The organism is Janthinobacterium sp. TB1-E2 (assembly GCF_036885605.1).
Lineage (GTDB): Bacteria > Pseudomonadota > Gammaproteobacteria > Burkholderiales > Burkholderiaceae_D > Janthinobacterium > Janthinobacterium aestuarii.
The window spans coordinates 6,101,066-6,127,754 of the sequence record NZ_CP142523.1 but is presented as its reverse complement, the minus strand read 5'-3'; the positions used below and the strand labels follow the sequence as shown (position 1 = coordinate 6,127,754).

At 60.6% G+C, this 26,689-nt stretch carries 18 protein-coding genes; all 18 read left to right on the top strand.

Annotated features, from left to right (window positions below):
* The first annotated feature begins 16 nt into the window (after positions 1–16).
* Positions 17–2,656 carry a leucine--tRNA ligase gene (leuS, locus tag OPV09_RS27570; RefSeq protein WP_219328086.1) on the top strand — a complete coding sequence of 880 codons (2,640 nt, stop codon included), beginning with the start codon at positions 17–19 and terminating at the stop codon, positions 2,654–2,656.
* A 2-nt stretch (positions 2,657–2,658) separates the two neighbouring features.
* Positions 2,659–3,258: an LPS assembly lipoprotein LptE gene (gene lptE / locus OPV09_RS27565; RefSeq protein ID WP_331777273.1), complete on the top strand. Its 600-nt coding sequence runs from the start codon at positions 2,659–2,661 to the stop codon at positions 3,256–3,258.
* Between the two features lie 10 nt (positions 3,259–3,268).
* Complete coding sequence (gene holA, locus OPV09_RS27560; protein ID WP_034745739.1) at positions 3,269–4,285, top strand: DNA polymerase III subunit delta; 1,017 nt, start codon at positions 3,269–3,271, stop codon at positions 4,283–4,285.
* Positions 4,286–4,302: 17 nt separating this feature from the next.
* On the top strand, positions 4,303–5,574 hold the full coding sequence (locus OPV09_RS27555; protein WP_338679987.1) for a glutamate-5-semialdehyde dehydrogenase: 1,272 nt from the start codon (positions 4,303–4,305) through the stop codon (positions 5,572–5,574).
* Positions 5,575–5,642: 68 nt separating this feature from the next.
* On the top strand, positions 5,643–6,080 hold the full coding sequence (locus tag OPV09_RS27550; protein ID WP_034745744.1) for a CopD family protein: 438 nt from the start codon (positions 5,643–5,645) through the stop codon (positions 6,078–6,080).
* 10 nt (positions 6,081–6,090) lie between these two features.
* Entirely contained in the window at positions 6,091–6,708 is a 618-nt protein-coding gene (locus OPV09_RS27545; RefSeq protein WP_034745748.1) for a 2-hydroxychromene-2-carboxylate isomerase, read from the top strand.
* Between the two features lie 405 nt (positions 6,709–7,113).
* A complete protein-coding gene (locus OPV09_RS27540) occupies positions 7,114–8,319 on the top strand; it encodes a THUMP domain-containing class I SAM-dependent RNA methyltransferase (RefSeq protein ID WP_374106838.1) in 1,206 nt (401 codons plus the stop codon).
* Between the two features lie 71 nt (positions 8,320–8,390).
* On the top strand, positions 8,391–9,671 hold the full coding sequence (locus OPV09_RS27535) for a multidrug effflux MFS transporter (protein WP_198511227.1): 1,281 nt from the start codon (positions 8,391–8,393) through the stop codon (positions 9,669–9,671).
* 203 nt (positions 9,672–9,874) lie between these two features.
* Positions 9,875–12,037 (top strand): HDOD domain-containing protein, encoded by a 2,163-nt coding sequence (locus OPV09_RS27530; protein ID WP_338679984.1) that lies wholly within the window; start codon positions 9,875–9,877, stop codon positions 12,035–12,037.
* 5 nt (positions 12,038–12,042) lie between these two features.
* Positions 12,043–14,247: an EAL domain-containing response regulator gene (locus OPV09_RS27525; RefSeq protein ID WP_338679983.1), complete on the top strand. Its 2,205-nt coding sequence runs from the start codon at positions 12,043–12,045 to the stop codon at positions 14,245–14,247.
* A 2-nt stretch (positions 14,248–14,249) separates the two neighbouring features.
* Positions 14,250–15,839 (top strand): tetratricopeptide repeat protein, encoded by a 1,590-nt coding sequence (locus OPV09_RS27520; RefSeq protein ID WP_338679982.1) that lies wholly within the window; start codon positions 14,250–14,252, stop codon positions 15,837–15,839.
* Between the two features lie 181 nt (positions 15,840–16,020).
* Positions 16,021–16,725, top strand: a complete 705-nt coding sequence (locus tag OPV09_RS27515; RefSeq protein WP_072457214.1) for a DUF4197 domain-containing protein — start codon at positions 16,021–16,023, stop codon at positions 16,723–16,725.
* Positions 16,726–17,150: 425 nt separating this feature from the next.
* Positions 17,151–20,036 (top strand): YjbH domain-containing protein, encoded by a 2,886-nt coding sequence (locus tag OPV09_RS27510; RefSeq protein WP_425324014.1) that lies wholly within the window; start codon positions 17,151–17,153, stop codon positions 20,034–20,036.
* The gene (locus OPV09_RS27505; RefSeq protein WP_338679979.1) at positions 19,946–22,009 is read left to right on the top strand and encodes an SLBB domain-containing protein; all 2,064 of its coding nucleotides are present in this window, start codon (positions 19,946–19,948) and stop codon (positions 22,007–22,009) included. Before OPV09_RS27510 ends, OPV09_RS27505 begins: the two co-directional genes overlap by 91 nt.
* A gap of 100 nt (positions 22,010–22,109) precedes the next feature.
* Positions 22,110–23,324 carry a GumC family protein gene (locus OPV09_RS27500; RefSeq protein WP_175560569.1) on the top strand — a complete coding sequence of 405 codons (1,215 nt, stop codon included), beginning with the start codon at positions 22,110–22,112 and terminating at the stop codon, positions 23,322–23,324.
* Positions 23,325–23,383: 59 nt separating this feature from the next.
* Positions 23,384–24,154: a glucose-1-phosphate cytidylyltransferase gene (gene rfbF / locus OPV09_RS27495; protein ID WP_072457207.1), complete on the top strand. Its 771-nt coding sequence runs from the start codon at positions 23,384–23,386 to the stop codon at positions 24,152–24,154.
* Positions 24,154–25,221 (top strand): CDP-glucose 4,6-dehydratase, encoded by a 1,068-nt coding sequence (rfbG, locus tag OPV09_RS27490; protein WP_072455201.1) that lies wholly within the window; start codon positions 24,154–24,156, stop codon positions 25,219–25,221. Before rfbF ends, rfbG begins: the two co-directional genes overlap by 1 nt.
* An 18-nt stretch (positions 25,222–25,239) precedes the next feature.
* On the top strand, positions 25,240–26,565 hold the full coding sequence (gene rfbH / locus OPV09_RS27485; RefSeq protein ID WP_338679977.1) for a lipopolysaccharide biosynthesis protein RfbH: 1,326 nt from the start codon (positions 25,240–25,242) through the stop codon (positions 26,563–26,565).
* Positions 26,566–26,689 lie beyond the last annotated feature (124 nt).

The following is a 26,689-nucleotide window of genomic DNA, read 5'->3' as shown; positions in this document are numbered from 1 at the left end:
CTATTGGCCGCACATCATGCAAGATAAATATAGTCCCGCCGACGTCGAACAAGCCGCCCAATCGCACTGGAAGGCGATCGACGCCTATAAAGCCGTCGAACACGACCCGCGTTTCCCAAAAGGCAAGTATTTTGCCTGCTCGATGCTGCCTTACCCTTCGGGCAAGCTGCACATGGGTCACGTGCGCAACTATACGATCAATGACGTGATGTACCGCTACCTGCGCATGAACGGCTACAACGTGCTCATGCCGATGGGCTGGGATGCGTTCGGCATGCCGGCGGAAAACGCGGCCATGGCCAACAACGTGCCGCCCGCGCAATGGACGTACTCGAACATCGCCCACATGAAGCAGCAGATGGAATCGATGGGCCTGGCCATCGACTGGTCGCGCGAAATGACCGCCTGCAAGCCCGAATACTACAAATGGAACCAGTGGATGTTCCTCAAGATGCTGGAAAAAGGCATTATCTACAAGAAGACCGGTACCGTGAACTGGGATCCGATCGACCAGACCGTGCTGGCCAACGAACAAGTGGTCGATGGCAAGGGCTGGCGTTCGGGCGCGCTGATCGAAAAGCGCGAAATCCCCATGTACTACGCGCGCATCACCGATTACGCGGAAGAATTGCTGGCCTATGTGGACGACAAGTTGCCGGGCTGGCCCGAGCGCGTGCGCATCATGCAGACCAACTGGATCGGCAAGTCGACGGGCGTGCGCTTCGCCTTCCCGCACACAATCGCGGATGCCGAAGGCGCCCTGATCGGCGACGGCAAGCTGTATGTGTTTACCACGCGTCCTGACACCGTCATGGGCGTGACCTTCTGCGCCGTGGCCGCCGAGCACCCGCTGGCCATCCACGCCGCGCAAAGCAATCCCGCGCTGGCGGCCTTCAACGCCGAATGCAAGCTCGGTTCCGTGATCGAAGCGGACATGGCAACGATGGAGAAGAAGGGCATGCCGACCGGCCTGTTCGTCACCCATCCGTTGACGGGCGCGCAAGTGGAAGTCTGGGTCGGCAACTACGTCCTGATCACCTACGGCGATGGCGCCGTGATGGGCGTGCCGGCGCACGACGAGCGCGATTTCGGCTTTGCCAAGAAATACAATCTGCCAATCAAGCAAGTGATCGAAGTCAAGGGCCAGGAATTTTCGACGGACGCCTGGCAGGAATCGTATGGCAGCAAGGACGGCGTCTGCGTCGCTTCCGGCAAATACGACGGCTTGCATTTCGCTTCCGCCGTCGATGCGGTGGCGGCCGACCTGGCGGAGCTGGGCCTGGGTGAAAAGAAAACCACGTTCCGCCTGCGCGACTGGGGCATTTCGCGCCAGCGCTACTGGGGCACGCCGATCCCGATGATCCATTGCGCCGATTGCGGCGTGGTACCGGTGCCGGAAAAAGATCTGCCGGTAGTGCTGCCGGAAGACTGCGTGCCGGACGGCACGGGCAATCCGCTGAACAAATATGAAGCCTTTTTGCAGTGCGACTGCCCGCAGTGCGGCAAGCCGGCGCGCCGCGAGACGGACACCATGGATACCTTCGTCGATTCGTCGTGGTACTACATGCGCTATACCTCGCCAGGCTCGAACGACGCCATGGTCGACGCGCGCAACGATTACTGGATGCCGATGGACCAGTACATCGGCGGCATCGAACACGCCGTCATGCACTTGCTGTACGCGCGCTTCTGGACCAAGATCATGCGCGACTTCGGCCTGGTCAAGTTCGACGAGCCATTCGTCAACCTGCTGACGCAGGGCATGGTGCTCAACGAAACCTACTTCCGCAAGGACGCGGCGGGCAAGACCACCTGGTTCAACCCGGACGACGTGCGCCTGTCGCTCGATGACAAGGGCCGTCCGCAAAGCGCCGTCCTGGTGGCCGACGGCCAGCCGGTGGAAATCGGCGGCACGGAAAAAATGTCGAAGTCGAAGAACAACGGTATCGACCCGCAAGCGCAGATCGAGCAGTACGGCGCCGACACGGCCCGCCTGTTCACCATGTTCGCCTCGCCGCCGGAACAGACGCTGGAATGGTCGGGCAGCGGCGTCGAAGGCGCGAACCGCTTCCTGCGCCGCGTGTGGAACTTCGGTTACGCGCAGTCGGCAACGATCCAGGCCGCACTGGCTGGCGGTGCCGCACCGGCCACGGGCGACGCGCAGAAAAACCTGCGCCGCGAATTGCACAAGCTGCTGCAGCAAGCCGATTACGACTTGAAGCGCATCCAGTACAACACCGTGGTGTCGGCCTGCATGAAGATGCTCAATACGCTGGAATCGGCCAAGCTCGATGACAGCGCGCAGTCGAAGGCGCTGATCGCCGAAGGCTTCTCCATCTTCCTGCGCCTGCTGAACCCTGTCGCGCCGCACATCACCCACGTGCTGTGGCAGGAACTCGGTTACGCTGGCGTGCACGGCGATCTGCTCAACGTGGCATGGCCGCAGGTCGACCCGGCCGCATTGGAACAGTCCGAGATCGAGATGATGATCCAGGTGAACGGCAAGCTGCGCGGCTCGATCACGGTCGCCAAGGATGCGGACAAGGCCAGCATCGAAGCGGCTGCGCTGGCGTGCGAAAGTGTGCAGAAGTACGTCGAGACCACGCCGAAGAAGATCATCGTCGTGCCAGGCAAGTTAATCAGCATCGTGGTGTAATCATGACGACATCCTCTCAAGTATCGCTGTTGGGCCGCCGCGCCGTGCTGGCGCTGGGCCTGACTGTCCTGCTGTCGGCCTGCGGCTTTCACTTGCGCGGTTCGAACGGCAGTTTCATGCTGCCGTTCGCGACGATGTACATCGGCTTGCCCGACTCGTCGCCGCTGGCGATCGGCCTGAAACGCTATATCCGCGCCATTGGCAGCACGGAGGTGGTCAATACCAAGGATGGCGCCGATGCCGTCCTCGAGGTGCTCACCGATCCGGAGAGGAATCGTACCAAGACCATTCTGTCCCTGAATACCAGCGGCCGCGTACAAGAGTACCAACTCGGCTATGCGATCAATTTCCGCGTATTGGACAAGGCCGGCAACCAGTTGCTGGCACCGACGACCATCAGCCTGGTGCGTCCTATCACCTTCGACGACAGGCAGGTGCTGGCCAAGGAAACCGAGGAAGCGGCGCTGTACCGCGACATGCGCAACGACCTGGTGCAGCAGATCATGCGCCGCCTGGCCGCCATCAAGCCGGTGCTGCCGGCCATGTCGGTGGCGCCAGTGGCGCCCGTGACGCCGGTCTTGCCGGCAGCCCCGCAGCAGTAACGGGGACGCCATGCAATTGCGGATAGACGCGCTCGATGGGCATGTGGCCAAGCCGCTGGCGCAGCTGTATGTGATCACCAGCGACGAACACCTGCTGGCGCTGGAAGCGGCCGACAAGATCCGCCGCGCGGCGCGCGCGCAAGGGTTTTCCGAGCGCGACGTGCTGACGGTGGAGCGCAGCTTCAAGTGGGGCGAACTGCTGGCGGCGAACCAGGAGCTGTCGCTGTTCGGCGATAAAAAACTGATCGAGCTGCGCATCCCCACCGGCAAGCCGGGCAAGGATGGCGGCGCGGCGCTGCAAAGCTACGCCAAAAACCTCAGTCCCGACAATCTCACACTGATCACCTTGCCCAAGCTGGACTGGGCCACGCAGAAGGCGGCCTGGGTCGCCAGCCTGCAGCAGGCGGCCGTGTATATCGACATTCCGAATGTGGAACGGGCGCAGTTGCCGGCCTGGATATCCCAGCGCCTGGCCGCGCAGGGGCAAAGCGCCGAACGGGCCAGCATCGACTTCATCGCCGAGCGGGTGGAAGGCAACTTGCTGGCGGCGCACCAGGAAATCCAGAAACTGGGCTTGCTGCATGCCGCTGGCAAGCTGACGTACGAACAAGTGCAGGACGCGGTGCTGAACGTGGCCCGCTACGATGTCTTCAAGCTGTCCGAAGCCATGCTGGCCGGCGATCCGGCGCGCCTGGTGCGCATGCTCGAAGGCTTGAAAGGCGAGGGCGAGGCGCTGCCGCTGGTCTTGTGGGCCGTCTCCGAGGAAATCCGTACGCTGTTAAAATTGAAGGCCGGCATGGCGCAAGGGCGTCCATTGGGTGCGCTGCTGAAGGAATACCGCATCTGGGGTCCGCGCGAGCGGATGATGGAACCGGCCCTGCGGCGCATTTCACTGCCTGTGCTGGAAGCGGCGCTGCAGCAGGCGGCGCAGGTGGACAAGATGATCAAGGGCTTGCGCGCCAAGGGCTACGCGGGCGATGCCTGGGACGCCATGCTGCAGCTGGGCCTGAAGATCGCCCGAGGTTAACTTTTATGGATACGAGCATGGACATCACAGAATATATGCAGGACGTGGGCACGCGCGCGCGCGCCGCTTCGCGCGCCATGGCGCGTGCCGACAGCGCCACGCGCAACCGCGCCTTGAGTCTGATCGCCGCCGCCATCGTGCGCGATGCCGATCTGCTGCGCGCCGCCAACCAGCGCGACCTCGATGCGGCCGCTGCCGCCGGCCTGGCGCCGGCCATGCTCGACCGCCTGACCCTGTCCGATGCGGCCATTGCCACCATGGTCGAAGGTTTGACGCAGATCGTGTCGCTGGCCGATCCGATCGGTGAAATCTCGAACATGAAATTCCGCCCGACAGGCATCCAGGTGGGCCAGATGCGCGTGCCGCTGGGCGTTATCGGCATCATCTATGAAGCGCGTCCGAACGTGACGGTGGACGCGGCCGGCCTGTGCATCAAGAGCGGCAACGCGACGATCTTGCGCGGCGGCTCGGAAGCGATCCACTGCAACCGCGCGCTGGCCAAGCTGGTGGCCGAGGGCTTGCAGGGAGCAGGTCTGCCGGCCGATGCCGTGCAAGTCATCGACACCACCGACCGCGCCGCCGTCGGTGCCTTGATCACCATGCCGCAGTACGTGGACGTCATCGTGCCGCGCGGCGGCAAGGGCCTGATCGCGCGCCTGATGAACGAGGCCACCGTGCCGATGATCAAGCACCTTGATGGCATCTGCCACGTCTACATCGACGCCAAGGCCGATATCAGGAAGGCGATCGATATCGGCTTCAATGCGAAGTGCCACCGCTACGGCACCTGCAACACCATGGAAACCCTGCTGGTGTCGCGCGCCATCGCCGCCACCGTGCTGCCGCAGCTGGCCGAGCTGTACCTGACCAAGCAGGTGGAACTGCGCGCCGATCCGGAAAGCCATGCGATCCTGGCCGCCGCTGCGTATCCGCACCTGGTAGAGGCCACCGAGGAAGACTGGTCCACCGAATACCTGGCCGCCATCCTGTCGGTGAAGGTCGTCGACGGCATCGATGAAGCGATGGACCACATCAACCAGTATTCATCGAAGCACACGGAATCGATCATCACGGAAGACTACAGCGATGCGCTGCGCTTCCTGCGCGAAGTCGATTCCGCCTCGGTGATGGTGAACGCGTCGACGCGTTTCGCCGATGGTTTTGAGTATGGCCTGGGCGCCGAAATCGGCATCTCGAACGATAAGCTGCACGCGCGCGGTCCGGTGGGACTGGAAGGCCTGACCTCGCTCAAGTACGTGGTATTCGGCCACGGCGAAATCCGCAAGTAGTCTATTCGCGGGCGGCCCACAAGGCGGCCCGCGCTCTGTTTTTCTCCACCTCCGACAATGGGAACCCCATGCTCTTTCTCTGGACCAAAGCCTTCCACATTATCTTCGTCATGTCCTGGTTCGCCGGCCTGTTTTATTTGCCGCGCATCTTCGTGAATCTGGCGATGGAGACGGAAACGGTGGCCACCGAGCGCCTGCTGCTGATGGCGCGCAAGCTGTACCGCTTCATGTCCCTGCTGGCGCTGCCGGCGATGGTGCTGGGGTTGGCCCTGATGTGGATGCTGTACGGCGGGGGCGAAGGCCGCATGAAGATGCCGGGCTGGATGCACGCCAAGCTGACGTTCGTGGTGCTGCTGCTCGGCTATCACCACGCCTGCGGTTCTATCCTGCGCAAGTTTGAAAAAGGTCTCAACAAGCGCAGCCACACCTGGTTCCGCTGGTTTAATGAAGTGCCGGTGGTGATGCTGCTGGCCGTCGTCGTGCTGGTCGTGGTCAAGCCTTTCTAAGGGAGTCGAGATGAGTGCAAGTCAGAACAAAGTCGTGCAGTATTTCTTCGCCCCCCACTCGCCATGGACCTATTTGGGCCACGCGCGCCTGATGGCCATCGCCGCGAAGACGGGCGCACAGATCGACGTGCGTCCCTTCGACCTGGGCAAGGTCTTCAGCGTCTCGGGCGGCCTGCCGCTGGCCAAGCGCGCGCCGCAGCGCCAGGCCTACCGCCTGGCCGAACTGGCGCGCTGGTCGGCCTTTTTGCAAGTGCCATTGACCTTGCAGCCGAAGTTCTTCCCCGTGTCGCCGGAAGCGTCGGCCAAGCTGATCATCGCCACGCGCCTGGCGCACGGCGTGGAGGCATCGCTGAACCTGGCGCACGCCATCATGCGCGGCCTGTGGGCCGAAGAGCGCAACATCGGCGACGAAGAGACGCTGGTGCAGATCGCCGTTGATGCCGGTTTCGATGGCCGCCAGTTGCTGAAAACGTCGGAAACGGCAAGCGTGCAGGCGGAATACGACGCCAATACGGAGGCAGCCACCGCCGCTTCCGTCTTCGGCTCGCCGTGGTACATCGTCGATGGCGAAGGGTACTGGGGCCAGGACCGCCTCGATTTCGTCGAGCGGGCGCTGGACGCAAAATAGATAGGGATGTAGGTCGGATTAGCGCCCCGCGCGTAATCCGACAAGCTCAGTCGGCAGCGCATGTCGGCTTACGCCCTGGCGGGCTAAGCCGACCTACGGGACAGGCGCGGTTTTGCCTCATGGTCTGAGGATGTAGGTCGGATTAGCGGGGCAAGGCCGCGCGTAATCCGACCAGCACAGTCAGCGGCACATGTCGGCTGGCGAGGTAGCAAGTTAAAAGCAGTGTTAACAAAGTGGTTTTTTTAATGCAGTAAAAGTAACGATACCCGCAGGCACCGTCGCGAGCGGATCGCCGCTTGTCCGAGAAGCGCAGCCGTACGAAGGTACGGCGAGCATCGCCGGGCGAGCGCCGTACCGCGCAGCAGGTGCCTGCGGGTGTTCACTACAACGGATAAAAGGTACACCATGGCTTCATATTTTTGCCCATGCCCGCGCGGCATGGAAGCGGCGCTGGCCGAGGAACTGGGCGAGATCGCCCAGGATAGTGCGACCATGAAGGTCCATAACCAGGTACCGGGCGGCGTACACTGCTCGGGCGACCTGCTCGATTCCTACCGCATCAACCTGCATTCGCGCATCGCTTCGCGCGTGCTGATGCGCATGGCCCATTCCGGCTACAAGACGGAAAACGACATCTATGACCTGACCCTGGCGCAATCCTGGGAAGACTGGTTCGGCGTGCACCACACGATCCGCGTCGATGTCACGGCCGTCAAATCGCCGCTGCGCAGCCTGGAATTCACGACACTGAAAATCAAGGATGCGATCTGCGACCGCTTCCGCGACCAGTTCAACGAGCGTCCATCGGTCAACACCAAGACGCCGGACATGCGCATCGTCGGCTTCCTCGACGCGCACACGTTTACCGTCTACCTCGACACCTCGGGCGAAGCCCTGTTCAAGCGCGGCTGGCGCGAAGAGACGGGCGACGCGCCGCTGCGCGAAAACCTGGCCGCCGGCCTGCTGCGCGTGTCGGGCTGGAAGCCTGGCATGGTGCTGTTCGACCCGATGTGCGGTTCCGGCACCATCCTGGCCGAAGCGGCGCAGATGCTGCAGGGGATACCACCGGGCGCGTCGCGCCAGTTCGCGTTTGAAAACTTCCACGACTTCGATCCGGCGCCATGGAATGCCATGAAAAACGCTATCAAGGTCAATCCGCTGCCGGCCGAACCGACGATTTTCGGCAGCGATATCTCGGGCGACATGGTCGCCATGACGCGCCACAACCTGCGTTGCGCCGGCGTGCGCTTCGACGTGCCCTTGAAACAGATCGAGGCGCAGGAAGTCAAGCCGCCAAGCGACGTGCCGGGCATCATGCTGACCAACCCGCCGTACGGCGAGCGTATCGGCGTGCGCGGCGACAGCACCATCCCGGAAGATGAACTGTCGACGTCCTTCTACTCGGCCATGGGCACGACCCTGAAGCAGCGTTTCGCCGGCTGGACCGTGTTCCTGTTTACGGCCGACCTGGGCTTGCCCAAGCTGCTGCGTTTGAAAGAAGCGCGCAAGACGCCATTCTTCAATGGTGCGCTGGAATGCCGTCTGTTCCGCTTCGATATGGTGGCGGGATACAACCGCCGTGAAGAAGCCAAGCCCAAGCCACAGCAGTAAGCGTTCACCGCAATACACCCGCAGTAACCCGCGCGGACCAATGCAGGTCCGCGCGCCACTTTGGATCCGCCATGTTTCCCACTCCTCCGGCCGACGTGCCGCCAGACCCGGTTACCCCCGTTCCGCCTCCCACGCCGAGCCACATGGCGCCGCTGAGCCGCGGTGCGCTGGCGATGATGCTGGCCGGGCTGTCGATGCTGGGCCCCCTGTCGATCGATACGTATCTGCCCGCGTTTGGCGCGATCCAGGGGTCGCTGCAGGCGTCGCCGCTGGAAGTGCAGCAGTCGCTGACGTTCTACATGCTGGCCTTTGCCGGCATGGTGCTGTGGCATGGCGCAATCTCGGACACCTTTGGCCGGCGCAACGTCATCCTCGTGTCCCTGCTGATGTTTGCCATCGGCTCGCTGGGCTGCGCGTCGGCGCACACGGTGCACTACCTGTGGTTCTTCCGCATCATGCAGGGCGTCTCGGCCGGCGCCGGCGTGGTGATCAGCCGCGCCATCATCCGCGACCTGTATGCCGATGCGGCGGCGGCGCGGCTGCTGTCGCTGGTGACGATGATCTTTTCCATCGCCCCGGCCGTGGCGCCGATTCTCGGCGGCTGGATCGTCATCTGGTTCGACTGGCGCTCGATCTTCCTGTTCCTCGCCTTTTACACGGTGGTGCTGCTGGCGTTCTGCTACTGGCGCCTGCCCGAAACCCTGCCTTTGGCCAAGCGCCAGCCGTTCAATCCGCGTTTTCTCGCGTCGAGCTATGGCCAGATCCTGCGCTCGCCCCTGTTCCACATCAAGGCGGGCATCGTCGCCCTCAATTTCGCGGGCCTGTTCCTGTTCATCACGGCCGCGCCGGAAATGCTGCCCAAGCAGCTGGGCCTGGGACCATCGCAATTCGCCTGGCTGTTCATTCCCTGCGTGAGCGGCATCTTCATGGGCGCCGCGGCGGCCAACCGCATCGCCGGCAAGGTCACGTTCGCGCGCCAGATCGGCATCGGCTTTGCCTTCCTGCTGTGCGCCGCCAGCGTCAATGTCGTGTATCACCTGTTCCTGCCGCCATCGTTGCCCTGGTCGGTGCTGCCCCTGTTCTTCTACACCTTCGGCATGTCGCTGGTGGGGCCGGGCGCGACCCTGCTGGCGCTTGACCTGTTCCCGCATATCCGCGGCACGGTGGCTTCGTGCCAGTCGTTTGCCAGCACCTTGCTGGGCGCCGTGGTAGCTGGCGTGATCTCGCCGCTGCTGTCCGGTTCCGTGCTGTGGCTGGCCTCGGGCCAGCTGGCGTTTACAGGCCTGGCACTGGCGCTGTGGCTGATATCGCGGCGCTTCCGCCACCGTTTGCTTGGTTCCTTCAAGGCATAAGTTTCCACTGTAGAACGCTGGATTTATTTCAACTTAATTTTCTATATTGCAAGTAATATCCGGCGCTTATGATAAGATGACTGCTTTCCCGGCATCCTCTCAGGCAACACATTTTTTGCTTACAGGAGTGGAGGATTCCTCTGAACGTGGCCGCGCTTCGCTGCTGAGCGCTCATCCTTTTCGAACCGGCAATGCCTGATACGATGCATCAATCTGATCAAGATATACGCAATCGCCTGCTGATTGCCCGCCTGCCGGCCATGCCGCAGATCCTCCTCAAGCTGATCGCCCACCTGCAGGCCGACGATGCCGGCATGCCGGAACTGGCCGCCCTGATCGCCAAGGATGCGGGCATGACCAGCAAGATACTCGGCGTGGCCAACAGCTCGGCCTACCATCGCCAGAGCAAGGTCGTCAGCCTGGAGCAATCGCTCGTCTCGCTCGGCACGGACATGATCAAGACCCTGGTCATCAGCGAATCCGTGTTCCAGACCTTCAACAGCTTCCCTCATTCCGGCAGCACGGATTTGCGCGCCTTCTGGAAAAGTTCGCTGTCGGCCGCCGTCATGGCGCGCGCGCTGGCCAAGGCCATGGCCTATCCGCACGCCGAGGAAGCGTATCTGGCCGGCTTGCTGCACAACGTGGGCCGACTGGCCTTGCTGGCCACGGCGCCGAAGGAATACGCCTTCAATTTCACGGCGCGCGACGATGCCGCCCTGTGCGCGGTGGAGCAGCGCACCTTGCAGATCACGCATGCGGAGGCGGGCGCCTGGCTGATCGAACGCTGGCACCTCGATTCCTTCCTGGCCGACAGCGTGCTGTATCACCATGAACCGCTGGCGCGCCTGGAAGCGAGCCATCCCCTGATCCGCATCGTGCGTCTGGCGCACCTGTTGTGCTGCCATGCCGACGATGCGGACGAGGCCGAGTCCATCACGCAGGCGGCAAGCCTGTGCGCGCTGGACGTCGAGACACTGGACGACCTGGCCGGCAGCGTCGCGCGCCAGGTGGAGCAGGCCGCGCAGCACCTGGGCATCGACCTGGCCGGCGCGGATGATATCGCCACGCCGCCCGCGTATGCGCCGCCAGCCGTCGATCCGGTGCAGCGGCGCCTGTCCGACGAAGTGCGCAATATGGTGCTGGTGTCCGAAGTGGGGCAGACCTTCGCCCGGCAGCAGGGCGAGAGCAGCCTGCTCGAAGCCATCACGCGCTCGGCGCGCATCCTGTTCGATTTCGACACCGCCGTCATCCTGCTGCAAAACGCCACCGGCCATGCGCTCGTCGGCGTGGCGGCGGGCGAACATCAGCAGCGCCTGGCCGGCTTCTCGGTCCCGCTGGCCAAGGGCGGACCTTTGGCGGCATCGGCGCTCGAGTGCCAGCTGGCGTTCCTGAAACGCGACATGCCGGCGCTGGGCATCGTCGAAGAGCAGCTGTTCCGCATTCTCGGCACGGACAGCCTGGTTTGCGTGCCGCTCGTGGCGGGCCAGCGCAGCCTCGGCGTGTTGGTTGGCGGCGTGGCAGCATGGCAGATTCCCGCTTGCCAGAAGCGCGAGGGTTTTTTGCGCGCGTATGCTAACCAGGCCGCCACGGCGCTGGAAACGGCCATCAGCGCGCGCGGCCTGGCGCGGCGCCAGCTCGATCACGTGGCCGAGGAATACCGCGCCGCGTCGCGCCGCGTCGTGCATGAAGTGAACAACCCGCTGTCCATCATCAAGAACTACCTGAGCGTGCTCGATCACAAGCTCGAGAAGCAGGAACCGGTGTCCGGCGAAATGGCGATCCTCAATGAGGAAATCGACCGGGTCGGCCAGTTGATCGGCGGCCTGGCCGATCTGCAGCCGGCAGCGGCCAGCGGCGTGACCGATTGCGCGCGCGTCGTCGACGATGTGCTGCGCCTGTTCCGCGCCACCGATTTCCTGCCGCCGAAGATCGAGGTGGTCACGCGCATGCAGGATGCGCCATGCGAGGTGGAAGCCGATGCCGACATGCTCAAGCAAATCCTGCTCAACCTGCTGAAGAACGCCGTCGAAGCCTTGCCCGATGGCGGGCGCATCGAAGTGGCGAACCGTGGCCACGTCAACCGCGACCGCCGCCTGTACCTGGAGCTGTGTGTCAGCGACAATGGCGCCGGCCTGGCGCCCGAAGTGCTGGCCAATCTGTTCTCGCCTGTGCGCAGCAGCAAGGAAGGCGCGCATCACGGCCTTGGCCTGTCCATCGTGCATGACCTGGTCACGCGCCTGCATGGCGTGATCGGCTGCCGCAGCAGCAAGTCCGGCACCTCGTTTGAAATTCTACTGCCCATTCCCTTGCCGGCGAGCGCCGCAGCCGCGCTGCCCGCGCCCGGCAATACCGCCTTGTCTTCGTAACGTCCATGAACTCCTCCGCCATTCCGTTTGACCTGGAAAACAGCCCACGCATCCTGCTGGTCGACGACGAGCCACGCCTGCTCGCCTCCCTCCACGAATTGCTGAAGGACCGCGGCTACCAGCTGCACACGGCTACCTGCGGCAGCGAGGCGCTGGCGCAGCTGTCGAAACTGCGCTTCGACCTGATCCTGCTTGACTTGCGCCTGCCCGACATGAGCGGCCATGAAATCATGGACCACATCAACCGGCGCGGCATCGAGGGCGACGTGATCGTCATGAGCGGCGACGTCGGCATCGAGGCGGCCATCGGCGCCCTGAAACGTGGCGCCTACGATTATCTGCGCAAGCCCTACAGCCGCGAGGAGCTGCTCAAGACGGTGGAGAACGCGCTGCAAAAGCGCAAGCTGGCGCTGGAGAACGAGCGCATCGCGCTGCAGCTGGAAAACTCGGAAAAGATGTACCGCTACCTGGTCGACAGCTCGCCCGACATCATCTATACCTTGAACCACGAAGGCCGCATCACCTTCATCAACGACAGGGTGCACCAGTTGCTGGGCTTTAGCCGCGAAGAGCTGATCGGCAGCCATTATTCGATTCTCGTACACGATGAAGACCAGGAGCGGGCGCGCTATGCCTTCAATGAGCGCCGCCTCGACGAGCGCGCCTCGCGCAATGTGGAACTGCGCCTGAAGTGCCATAGCGGCACTGGCAGCGACCGCACCTTCAACAACACCTTGATGACGATTCCGCTCAATTCGATCGGCATGCACAGCCACGATCACGAAGCGAAAAAGCAGGAATACTTCGGCACCTACGGCGTGGCGCGCGACATCACCGACCGCAAGCGCGCCGAGGAAGTCATCTCTTACCAGGCCTACCACGACATCCTGACGGACCTGCCGAACCGCATGCTGTTCAAGGACCGCCTGGGGCTGGCCGTGATCCAGGCGCGGCGCAAGCTGACGGAGCTGGCCGTGATGTTCATCGACCTCGATCGCTTCAAACTGGTCAACGATACCCTGGGCCACGTGAAGGGCGACGAATTGCTGCAGCAGGTGGCGCTGCGCCTGAAGGATTGTCTGCGCCGCGGCGATACGTTGGCGCGCCAGGGCGGCGATGAATTTACCATCGTGCTGCCGGAACTGCGCGACCGCCAGGATGCGCGCCTGATCGCCGACAAATTCCTCGAATGCCTGCACCAGCCCTTCGACCTCGATGGCAACCAGGTGCATATCTCGGCCTCGATCGGCATCGCCATCTATCCGGGCGACGGCGAGACCATCGACGAGCTGCTGCGCCATGCCGACATCGCCATGTACCAGGTCAAGGCGCTGGGCAAGAACGGCCACAGTTTTTATCACGAGTCCATGCTCGACGTGTCGCACCAGAAGATCGCGCTCGAGCAAAGCTTGCGCAAGGCGCTGGAGCTGAACCAGCTGGAGATGTATTACCAGCCGCAGGTGGACGTGATGACGGGCCGCATCGTCGGCGCCGAAGGCCTGATGCGCTGGAACCACCCGCAGCGGGGTTTGCTGACGGCAGGCGAATTCTTGCCGTTTGCCGAGGAAAACGGCTTGATGCTGCCGATCTCGGACTGGATGCTGGGCGCGCTGTGCCGCGACCTGGTGCAGTGGAACGCGGCCGGCGGCGACGCCGTGCGCCTGTCGCTCAATTTGTCGCCGCAATACCTGGACCGGGGCGACTTCTTCGAGAAGATGCGCGGCGCGCTGACGCGCTATGGCATCGCGCCGGAAAAGATCGAAGTGGAGATCACGGAAAACATCTGCATCCGCAACCCGCAGTATGCGATCGAGCAGTTGAACAAGCTGTGCCAGCTGGGCGTGTCGGTGGCCATCGATGATTTCGGCACCGGTTATTCTTCGCTGTCGTACCTGCACCGCTTCCCCATCCACACGATCAAGATCGACCAGTCGTTTGTGAAGGAAATCCACGACGAGCACGGACACTATCCTGTCATCCTGGCCATCATCTCGATCGCGCGCGGCCTGGGCCTGCACCTGATCGCCGAGGGCGTGGAGACGGAAGGGCAGGCGCGCTACCTGCAGGACAAGGGCTGCACCACGATGCAGGGCTACTTGTACCATCGGCCCATTTCGCTGGGCAGCTTCATCGGCGTGCTGCAGGAGCAGAACCGTCTGATCGCCGATGCGGCCCCCGCGTCGTCCCGGACGCTGACCATCGAGGCTTGACCGTGTCGCTTGCCGATCCCCGCTCCACGGCCGCTCATTACACGGCTGCTCATTACACTGCTGATTATCTGCGCCTGAAAGGTCTGGCCGAGAAGGGTAATGCGAACGCCCAGCACAGCCTGGGCTTCATGTATTTCAATGGCCAGGGCATCGAACAAAGCTATGCGCAGGCGCTGCACTGGTATGGCCTGGCTGCCGCGCAGGGGCTCGAGCATGCGCAATACAACCTGGGCGTGATGTGCCAGAAGGGCCAGGGCGTGCCACAGGATTTTGCGCAGGCGGCGCACTGGTACCAGCAGGCGGCCGAGCAAGGCTACGCGGCGGCGCAGTACAACCTGGGCTGGCTGTATGCCAAGGGCCAGGGACTCGCGCAAGATAGCGGGCAAGCCATGTTGTGGTTCAGCCGCGCGGCCGAGCAGGGCGACGCGGGCGCGCAGAATAATCTGGGCATGATGTATGACAATGGCAAGGGCGTGCCGCAGGACTTCGTGCAAGCCATCGCCTGGTACCGCAAGGCGGCCGAGCAGGGCTATGCGCGCGCGCAGTTCAACCTGGGCCTGCGCTACGACAATGGCCAGGGCGTGCGCCAGGACCGCCAGCAGGCGACGGCCTGGATGCGCAAGGCGGCCGAGCAGGGCTATGCGCCGGCCCAGTTCAACCTGGCGCTGCGCTATGAAAATGGCGACGTGCTGCCGCAAGACAGCCGGCAGGCGATCGCCTGGTACCGGCGCGCGGCCGAGCAGGGACACGCCAGTTCGCAGTTCAACCTGGGCCTGATCTACGACAATGGCCAGGGCGTGCCCTGCGATAAACAGGCGGCGCTGGAATGGTATGTCAAGGCGGCGGGACTGGGCCATGCGGCGGCACAGCACAACCTGGGCCTGCACCATGAACACGGCGCCCACGATTACGCGCAGGCGCAAGCGTTCTACCGTCAGGCGGCAGAGCAGGGTTTTCCCGCCGCCCAGTATCAGCTGGGGCTCTTGCATGAGCATGGTCAGGGCATGCCCGCCGATGCGCAGGAAGCCATCTTCTGGTACCGCAAGGCGGCCGACCAGGGGCATGTGCGGGCGCAGTTCGACCTGGGCCTGCGTTACGAACATGGCCAGGGCGTGCCGCAGGACCTGTCGCTGGCGCTGGAGTGGTACCGGCGCGCCGCGGATCAAGATTACGCGCCCGCACAATACATGCAGGGCGTCTTGCACGACCGCGACGATGGCCCTGCCCCCGACAGTCAGCAGGCCTGTGCCTGTTACTGCCGCGCCGCCGCGCAAGGCCACAGCCTGGCCCAGTTCGCGCTGGGGCTGCGCCATGACAATGGCCAGGACGTGCCGCAGGATTATGCCGCCGCCTGGGACTGGTATGCGCTGGCCGCACGCCAGGGCCATGCGCGGGCGCAGATGAATCTGGGCTTGATGGCGGCCAGCGGCCAGGGCGGCCCGCTCGATTTGCAGCAGGCGTATATCTGGCTGTCGATGGCCGTGGCGGCCGGCGTGGTGGGCGCTGAAAAATCCTTGCGCCAGACGGCGGCGCGCATGCGCGAGACGGATCTGGCGCGGGTGCGCGAACAGCTGGCGGCGATAGCAGGCTGAGCCTTGCCGCCCGCGTTAGCGTGCGCGGATACAACAGCAGGTGCTGTATAGTCCTTTCCCTTCGCCATCTGTGGCACTCCTTGTTTCCCCCAGACGCACAAAATTGCTGCGGTATTTGCAGTTTTGATGTGCTAAGGTTCCAGAAGAAGGTGGTCTGTATATTCTCTAGAAAAGGAAAACCATGCGCCTGAACCCTTTCCCTGGCCGTCCGGCCGCCATGCTGTTTGCGCTGGCGCTGCTGTCGTCCGGCGCAGGTGCCGCCGGCCCTCTCGATGCCCTCAGCAACCAGGATGCCAGCAATGGCTTGAAAGCGGCGCTGGAAGCCGGTTCCGCCGCCGCCGTATCGAAACTGGGTGTCGAGAATGGTTTCCTGAACAACGACAAGGTCAAAATCAAGCTGCCCGGCATCCTCGAGCAAGCCAAGCCCTTGCTGAAAATGACGGGCCGCGGCCAGCAGCTGGACGATCTGGTGGTGTCGATGAACCGTGCCGCCGAGTCGGCCGTGCCCATGGCCAAGCCCTTGCTGCTCGACGCGGTCAAGTCGATGAGCGTGAGCGATGCGAAAAATATCCTGTCCGGTGGCGATACTTCCGTCACGGATTTCTTCCGCCAGAAAACATCCGCTCCCCTGGCCGTCAAATTCCTGCCCATCGTGAAATCCGTCACCGACCGTTCCGGCCTGGCCAGCAAATACAACAGCACCATGAGCCAGATCGGCAAGACGGGCCTGGTGCCGCAGCAGCAATCGACGGTGGAAGGCTACGTCACGGATCGCGCGCTTGACGGCCTGTACCTGATGATCGGCGAGGAAGAAAAAGCCATCCGCAGCAATCCGCTCGCATATGGCAGCAAGATAATCGGCAAAGTATTTGGCAGTTTGAAGTGACGGTTCAAGCGTGATGCAGGGCTGCGGACAGCGTTTGTGCGGCATTGACAGGTGTGGCGCAGGGGAAACAAGTTAAGCATTTGCTACAAGAAAACAATGTTAAAATTCCGTGACATACATTCCTGAGGCATGGTTAAGCAACGATCAAACGCCCGGGAGTGCCCAGTTTTAGCGGCGAACTGATGCGTGGCATTGCAAAATGCCCGTCGGTTGGCCTTTTTTCGTTTTATTCACGTTTCCCCAAGCTCATTGATTTTCTGAATATATTGTCAGGAATTCCAGGTGCAGGATATTTTAGGTAGCCGGATTTGTTAAGCGTACTCAGAAAATCAATCAAATATACCTGGTGTGGCTGTCTGGTGCTTGGCGCCCCTTCGGTGATGGCCGCGACCCCGAATCATGGTGGTCAATCCGGCTATATCAATATGCCCAGCGCCGTGGTGGAAACGGACGGCACCTTCAGCGTCGGCTACAGCTACGACAGCCCGTATGGCCAGTTATGGGCCACGGCGAATATCCTGCCTTTCCTGCAAATGACGGGACGTTATGTGTCGATCACGGGCATTCCCGGTTTTACCAACGTGCCCGGCGAATATGGCAGCGGCTATGGCCGCTACAAGGATAAGGTCGTCGACGGTAAATTGCGCCTGTGGTCGGAAACGGAGTGGATGCCGTCCGTCGCCGTCGGCATGACGGATCTGTTCGGTACCGAGCTGGTCAAGGGGCAATATGTGGTTGCCACCAAGACTTTTGGCGCCAGCAAGAATATCGAAGCGAGTCTCGGCTATGCCCATAAGCGCCCGGACGGCGTGTTTGCCGGCGCGCGCTGGACGCCTGCCGCGCTGCCGCGCTGGTCGGTGGTGGCCGAATACGATACAACGAATTACTTGCGCGACTTCCGCGCCAGCGAAACGAATGCGGGCAAGCGCCGCAAGGGCGCTTCCGTGGGCCTGGAATACCGCTGGGGCTGGCTTGCCTTGCAAGCGGCCCGCAGCCGTGACCAGTTCAGCGTGAACGCCTTTATCAGCATTCCGTTTGGCGAACGCGAGTTCATTCCCAAGGTGTACGAGCCGCCGTATTTCGTGGACGACAAGAATCCGCCACCGCTGCCGAGCAAGGAAGAATGGCACCGCGATCCCGTATATGGCGCCGACCTGGTCAATGCTCTGGTAAAACAGGATTACAAGAATATCCGTGTCGAGCAAGAGGGCAATGTCCTGAGCCTGAGCCTGACCAACAGCCGTATTTCGAACATGGGCCGCGCCGTCGGCCGTGCCGCGCGCACGGCTGTCGCCTTCACGCCGAAGGGCGTAACGACCTTGCGCATCACGTATACCAAGCTGGACCAGCCAATCGCCACCTACGAATTCTTTGATTTGCCAAAACTGAACGACTATTTGGCAGGCAAGATCGACCGCAAGGCCTTCCTCGATGTCGTGCTGTTGCGCTATCCAGAGAAAAGCGATGTCATCCGGGATGACCAGCAAGGCTGGCTGCAGGAGTTCCTCGACAAGCCCGCTCCCGCCGTTGCCGCCGCGCCTGCACCAGCTCCAGTTCCCGCGCCGGCAATTGCCGCGGCTCCCGCGCCTGCCACCACGCCGGCTCCCGCCGTTTCCGCACTGGCTCCCGTCAAGGCTGCCAACGTCCTCAAGGACGATGGCAAGCTGGCCGTCGGTGTCGGCGTCGATGGCGACGTGGTGCAGATCAAGTCGCTGGACCGCGAGGCGAACCGTTTCAAGATCGCTCCCAAGGTTGGCTTCTTCTTCAATGACCCGAGCGGCGCCTTCCGCTATTCGATCTCGGCGGTAGCGAACTACGACCGCCGTCTGGGCGATGGGCTGTATCTGAATACTGCCGCCAGCCTGCAGTTGCTGGAAACGGTATCGGGGGTCAAGCAGCCATCGAACAGCAACTTGCCGCACGTGCGTACCGATGTGGCGGAATATTTGCGCGGCGGGCGTTTCTCGCTGAGCCGCGTGCTGCTGAATAAATACGACAATCCGGCCGAGCGCGTGTATACCCGCATGTCGGCCGGCCTGTATGAAGACATGTTCCGCGGTGTCGGCGGCCAGGTGCTGTACCTGCCGAAGGACAGCCGCTGGGCGGCCGACGTGGCCGTCGATGCCTTGCAACAGCGTGGATTCAAGGGCTTGCTCGATTCGCGCGACTACAAGACGGTGACGGCGATCGGCTCCCTGCATTACCGCTTGCCGCACGACATTACCGTGACGGCGCGCGCCGGCCGCTTCCTGGCCAAGGACACGGGCGTGCGCATGGAGTTCAAGCGCCGCTTCCAGTCCGGCATCGAAGTCGGCGCCTGGTACACGCATACGAACGGCAACGATATCACCAGCCCCGGCACGCCATCGAAGCCATACCAGGACCGTGGCATTTTTCTGTCCGTACCGTTGAACAGCATGTTGCCGATGGATACGCAATCGACGGCCGGCTTTGCCATCTCGCCATGGACGCGCGACGTGGGGCAGATGGTGGCCTCGCCGGGCGACCTGTACGACATGTTCGAGCGCCCGCGCGCCGACATGCTCAGCTACGATGGCCTGGGCAACTTTGCCGAGCGCCCGGACGAACAGCACCTGCCTGCCGTCAATCCGCCGGATCGTCCCTTTGTCAGCCCATGGCCGGCTTTCCGCGCGCGCCTGCAGCAATCCGCATCTGCTACGCCTAGCGCGCCTGAATGGCTCAAGGCGACGGCGGTGGTCGGCGGCGTGGTGGTGGCCTCCGCACTGGCCGACAAACCTGTCGACCGTTTCGTCAAGAAACATGAAGATTCCAAGGTCTACCGCAACTGGGACAAGCTGGGCAAGGCCATGCCGTATGCGCTGGTGGGCGCGGCTGGGGCGGCGTTTGCGTTTGGCGATGAGCGCTTGCAGAATGTCGGGCTCATTTCAATGCAGTCGGTGGCGGCCGCTACCGGTCTGGCAGTAGTGGGAAAATATGCGATTGGCCGTGCTCGTCCTGATGAGGAGCGGGGTGCGTGGACCAGTGTGGGCAGCGGGAAATCCCGGTCGGACTCATCGTTTCCGTCGGGACATGCGGCTATAGCATTTGCCGCCGTGACGCCATTTGCCAAGGAGTACGATGCGCCATGGCTGTACAGCGTGGCCGCCGTGGGTTCCGCCGGCCGCGTGTTTGGCCGCAAGCATTGGGTGTCCGACACGGTCGCCGGCGGCATTCTCGGTTACGCCATGGGTAGCTGGCTGTGGCACGCGCAGCGCGACCAGAGCAAATCGGGCCTGTCGATCAATCCCGGACCGAAAGAAATCAGCGTGACCTGGCAGGGCAAGTATTAAGCGCGCATGGCGCTCCCTTTACTCATACAACATCATTCATCCAGACAAAGACCAGCATGAAAAAGCAATTTCGTACTCCCCCGCCTTTCGTGAAACACGTGATTTTCTCGGCTTTCCTGCTTGGGGCCACTTCGGCCTATGCCGTAGAGCAGGAACTTGGCGCGACTGACATGCCTCGCACGGATATTTCCCGTGCACAGGCCAATGAAATGGGCGGCAGCAGCTTGCCCAGCATTCGCAGTGGTCGCGGTGAGCAACGGCAAGTCAAATCTTTGCCCGCCAACACTGCCACCAAACGCGGCGCTGCAGATGCCGACACGCCAGTCGGTGCTTTCGAAGAGTATGTCGATGGCGTGACGGGTAAAAAACTGAGCATCTTTGGCAAGGATCTGTTCAGCGATGTGCCGTCCACCTTTGCGCCGCTCGATGGTGTCCAGGTGAACCAGGAATACGCGATAGGCACGGGCGACGAGTTGCAGGTACGCGGCTGGGGCATGGTTGACATCGATGTCAGCGCCACGGTTGACCGCAGCGGTGCGATTTTCATTCCGCGCGTCGGCTCCATCAAGGTCAGCGGCGTGCAGTACAAGGATTTGCAGGGCTACCTGAAGAAAGCCATTGGCAAGATCTACACCAACTTCGACCTGACAGCGAGCATCGCGCAAACGCGTGCCGTGCAAGTGTATGTGGTTGGCCATGCGGTACGTCCTGGCACATATACCCTGAATTCCATGAGCACCCTGCTCAATGCCTTGTTTACCTCGGGCGGTCCGGACGCCACCGGCAGCATGCGCAATATCCAGCTCAAGCGCGGCAAGGATACCGTCAGCACCTTCGACCTGTATGACATGCTGGTCAAGGGCGACAAGAGCCGCGACGTCACCTTGCGTGACGGCGACGTGATCTATATTCCTGAAGTTGGCCCGCTGGTGGCTTTGACGGGAAGCGTGAAGCAACCGGCCATTTTCGAGTTGAAAGGCAATCCGACACTGGCCGATGTACTGAGCTGGGCCGGTGGTTTTGATTCGGCAGCAGAAACCAAGCAAATCATCGTCGAAAAGAATATCGACAATCAATATAAGACCGTGCTGGAACTGGTGGCTGACAAAGGTGTCTCCAGCAGCCAGTTGGCCGGGATTGCCGTCAAGCCGACCGATATCCTGCGCGTGTTTGCACCAGGCGCCGTACCCGTCCAGGCACAAATCCAGAATGAATACGTGCGCGTGGCTGGCGAAGCAAAGCAAAGCGGCATTTTCCTGTTGAAAAAAGGCGAAACCTTGCGTGAGCTGATCGCTCGTGTCGGCGGCGCCAATGAAAATGGTTACCTGTACGCAACCCAATTGAATCGCGAATCCGTACGTCGCGCCCAGCAACTTAAATTGAACCAAGTGGCCGACCGCTTCGAACGTGACCTGGAATCGAACGCCACCCAGCGCATGTCTGCCTCGGGGGACAAGGAAAATGCAGCGAAGACCGCCGCCGAAGTCGAGCAGCAGCGTCGCATTGTGCAAAAGCTGCGTACCGTCAAGGCGGAAGGACGCATCGTCCTCGATCTGCCAGGTGTCGACACGCAAGTGAAAAACCTGCCTGACCTGCCCCTGCAGGACGGCGACTCGATCCTGATCCCGCGCCGTCCGGGCACCGTGGATGTGCTGGGTTCCGTCTTCCAGCAAAACGCGTTTGTGTATCGTCCACAGCGCACGGTCAACGACTATGTGCAGCAAGCTGGGGGTATTACGGCCACGGCGGATAAATCGGAGATGTACGTGATTCGTGCCGATGGAACGGCGCAGAGCGGCCAAGGCACTGGCTGGTTCGGCGGACTCGGCGGCACAGCATTGAATCCTGGCGATACCGTGGTGGTGCCGGAGAAAATTGAACGTAGTACATTCATGCAGAGTTTGAAGGACTGGACGGCCATCTTTTATCAGTTTGGCTTGGGTGCAGCCGGTTTGAAGGTGTTGAAGGATTAATGGTATGACGGATATCGAGTTGGCTGTTATGCGTTATCCGCAAGTACAACGGTAATCGTCGACGTTTTAAATGTTATGGGTTACAACGCGAAAGAAAAAGATGTCTGAGGAAATGAAAAATAAAGAGCAGCACTCGTCGGTAAGTAATAACGGAATGGATTTCCTTGATATCTTGACGATGCTTGCTCGGCAGAAGAAAATTTTGTTCATGATGCCGCTTGTCGTCGGAAGTTTCGCAATTGCTGTCGCATTTCTTACTAAGCCAACTTTTTCATCCACAGCAGTTATTTTGCCGCCTCAGCAGCAAAGCTCCGGGATCGCGGCAATGTTGGGGCAACTTGGCGGCTTGGCCGGAGCGGCAGGTAGTATTAGTGGATTGAAAAATCCCAATGATTTGTACGTTGCAATGTTGAATAGTCGAACCATTGCGGATAATTTAATTTCTCATTTTGATCTAAGAAAGCGTTTTTCTGTAAAGACATCAGATGATGCCAGAAAAAAGCTAGATGAGTTGGTCAGTGTCAGCAGTGAAAAATCCGGGATTATTTCTGTACAGGTTGTAGACCGTGATCCGAAATTTGCTGCCGAACTAGCTAACGCCTTTGTAGGAGAATTGTCTTCACTCACAAAAAATTTAGCAGTTACAGATGCTGGGCAACGTCGTATTTTTTTTGAAAAACAGTTAATAGCTGCCAAGGATTCATTGGCGGATGCTGAGGTTGGACTGCGCAATACTCAAGAGAAAACAGGAATGTTGCAACTAGATGGTCAAGTGCAAGGCATCATCGGTAACGTTGCACAGTTAGAAGGAACGATTGCGGCCAAGGAAGTGCAATTGAATGCAATGCGTAGTTTTGCAACAAATAATAATCCTGATCTGCAGCGCCTGCAGGGAGAGATACAGGGATATAAAACGCAACTTGAAAAATTAAAATTTGGAAAAGTGAATAGCGATGGTGATTTAATGGTGCCAACAGGGAATATCCCTAAAATTGGCGTCGAATATGTACGTAGTTTGCGTAATGTCAAATATCAGGAAGCAATGTTTGAGTTGCTTTCAAAGCAATATGAATTGGCTAAAATTGAAGAGGCAAAAGATTCCTCTGTTATTCAAATCCTTGATGTTGCTGTTCCGGCGGAAAAGGAAGTAAAGCCGAAGAAATTAATGATTATACTTCTGGGTTTTATTTTTGGTGGCTTCCTAGGCTTGGCTTTTGCATATGTGCGCGGTGCTTATTTGTGCTCCATGAGAAATGACAATAATAAATATCGCTGGGATATTTTTAAAAATTCCTGGAAAAGACAAGATGTTTGATTGATGCAGTTGCCTTGAAAGTATTGGCGAGAATTTGATTTGATGATTAAGGAACGAAGATGAAGGCTGTAATTCTGGCTGGTGGACTGGGAACCCGTATTAGTGAGGAGACTTCTACAAAACCAAAACCAATGGTGGAAATCGGTGGCAAGCCAATTTTGTGGCACATCATGAAAAGTTATTCAAGCCACGGCATCAACGATTTTGTGATTTGCTGCGGCTACAAAGGCTATGTCATCAAGGAATATTTCGCCAATTATTTCCTGCACACGTCGGACGTGACGTTCGATATGGAGAATAATCAGATGGAAGTGCATGCGCGCAACGCTGAGCCCTGGAAGGTTACGCTGGTCGATACCGGCGACGAAACCATGACCGGCGGGCGCCTGAAGCGCGTTCAGCCCTACCTGGAAGGCGAAGAGGCGTTCTGCTTCACCTACGGCGATGGCGTGAGCGATGTTAATATTACCGAATCGATCGCCTTCCACAAAGCGCACGGCAAACTCGCCACCTTGACCGCGACCCAGCCGCCAGGCCGTTTTGGCGCGCTGAATCTGGATGGCAACAAGATCAACAGTTTCCAGGAAAAACCACAGGGCGATGGCGCCTGGATCAACGGCGGCTATTTCGTGCTGTCGCCGCAAGTCATCGACTATATTGCCGAGGACAGCACCGTGTGGGAAAAGCAGCCATTGGAGCGCCTCGCCCAAGAAGGCCAGCTCGATGCCTACTTCCATCACGGATTCTGGCAACCGATGGATACCTTGCGCGACAAGGTGCATCTGGAAGAGCTGTGGCAATCGGGCAAGGCGCCCTGGAAGGCGGTTTGATGAATCCCGCATTCTGGCAAGGGAAGCGCGTTTTCCTCACCGGCCATACCGGCTTCAAGGGTGGCTGGCTGAGCCTGTGGCTGCAACAGCTTGGCGCCGACGTGACCGGTTACGCGCTGGAAGCGCCCACCACGCCCAGCCTGTTTGAGGTCGCCAATGTCGCGCACGGCATGCAATCGATCATCGGCGACGTGCGCGATGGTGAAGCCGTCAAGCGCGCCATGGCGATCGCGCGCCCGGACATCGTGATTCACATGGCGGCACAGCCACTGGTGCGCTACTCGTACGTGAACCCGGTGGAAACGTATGCCACCAACGTCATGGGCGTGGTGAATGTGCTTGAAGCCGTGCGCGCCACGCCTGGCGTGCGCGCGGTGGTCAATGTCACCAGCGACAAGTGTTACGAAAACCGCGAGTGGCCCTGGGGCTACCGTGAAAACGAAGCGATGGGCGGCTACGATCCCTACAGCAACAGCAAGGGCTGCGCCGAACTCGTCACGGCTGGCTATCGCAGTTCCTTCTTCCATGCGGACAAATACGCCGAGCACGGCATTGCCCTGGGCAGCGGCCGCGCCGGCAACGTCATCGGTGGTGGCGACTGGGCGCTGGATCGATTGATTCCCGACATGCTGCGCGCCATTGGCGCCGGCGAGCCGGTGATGATCCGCAATCCTCACGCCATCCGTCCGTGGCAACACGTGCTCGAGCCGCTGAGCGGTTATCTGACGCTGGCGGAAAAACTGTACACGGAAGGCCCCGTGCATGCCGAGGGCTGGAACTTCGGCCCGCACGATACCGATGCCAAGCCCGTCGAATGGATCATCGAGCGCATGACGCAGGAGTGGGGCGCCGGCGCCTCCTGGTCGCTCGATGGCCAGGACCATCCACACGAAGCTACCTATCTGAAGCTCGATTGTTCCAAGGCGCGCGGCCAGCTGGGCTGGCATCCGCGTTGGGATATCGGCCAGACCATCGCCAACATCGTCGAATGGCATAAAGCCTGCGACCAGGGCGCCGACATGCGTGCAATGACGCTGGCGCAAATCACGACTTATCAAAATACTTAACAAATTGAAGGCTGTATCATGAGCGAACAACTGACCCAACAACAAATCCGCGAACAGATCGCTGCCCTGGTAGCGCAATACGGCGCACTGGCCAGCGTACCGAAACCATTCGAACCGGGCGTGACGGTGATTCCACCGGCCGGCAAAGTAGTCGGTGCGCCTGAAATGGGCCTGATGGTCGAAGCCTCGCTCGACGCCTGGCTAACCACCGGACGTTTCAATGACGAATTCGAACAGCGCCTGGCCAAGTTCATCGGCGTCGAATTCCTGATCACCGTCAATTCTGGCTCATCGGCCAACCTGGTGGCCTTCTCGGCGCTGACCTCGCCAAAACTGGGCGCGCGTGCCATTCAGCCAGGTGACGAAGTCATCGGTGTGGCGGCGGGCTTCCCGACCACCGTCAACCCGATCTTGCAGTTTGGCGCCGTGCCCGTCTTCGTCGACGTCGAGCTGGGCACCTATAACATCGATGCCTCGAAAATTGAAGCGGCCATCACGGACAAGACCAAGGCTATCATGCTGGCCCATACCCTGGGCAATCCGTTCAATCTGGAAGTCATCGTCGCGCTGTGCAAGAAATACAATCTGTGGCTGGTGGAAGATTGCTGCGACGCCCTGGGCGCCACCTACAACGGCCAGATGTGCGGCACCTTTGGCGATATCGGCACCATGAGTTTCTACCCTGCGCACCACATCACCATGGGCGAAGGCGGCGCGGTGTTTACCAACAATCCGGAACTGAAAGCGATTGCCGAATCGTTCCGCGACTGGGGCCGCGACTGCTATTGTGCGCCGGGCAAGGACAATACCTGCGGCCAGCGTTTCTGCTGCAAGCTCGGTACCCTGCCAGACGGCTACGACCACAAGTACACCTACAGCCACCTCGGTTACAACTTAAAAATCACGGACATGCAGGCCGCTTGTGGCCTGGCACAGATGGACCGCGCGGCCGGCTTCGTGCAGGCGCGCAAGGACAATTTCCACTACATGAAAAACGGCCTGCAAAGCTGTGCGGAATTCCTGATCTTACCGGAAGCGACGCCGAACTCGGACCCATCGTGGTTCGGTTTCCCCATCACCCTCCGTCCGGAAGCAAACGTCGACCGTGTCAGCCTGCTGACATTCCTGGACCAAAACAAGATCGGTACGCGTTTGTTGTTTGCCGGCAACTTGACGCGCCAACCGTACATGATCGGGCGTAACTACCGCGTCTCGGGCGAGCTGACGAATACCGACCGTATCATGCATGACACGTTGTGGATTGGCGTCTTCCCTGGCCTGACCAAGGAAATGATGGACTTCTCGATCAGCAAGATTGAAGAATTCTTTGGTGTGAATTTCTAATGCACAGATGGATGAAACCACGTCAAACCGCGATATTTCATTTTTATAAATTAATCTCGAGATATAAAAAATGAACGTACTCATTCTAAAAAAACATGATAAGTTTGGTTGATAGCTTAGCGAG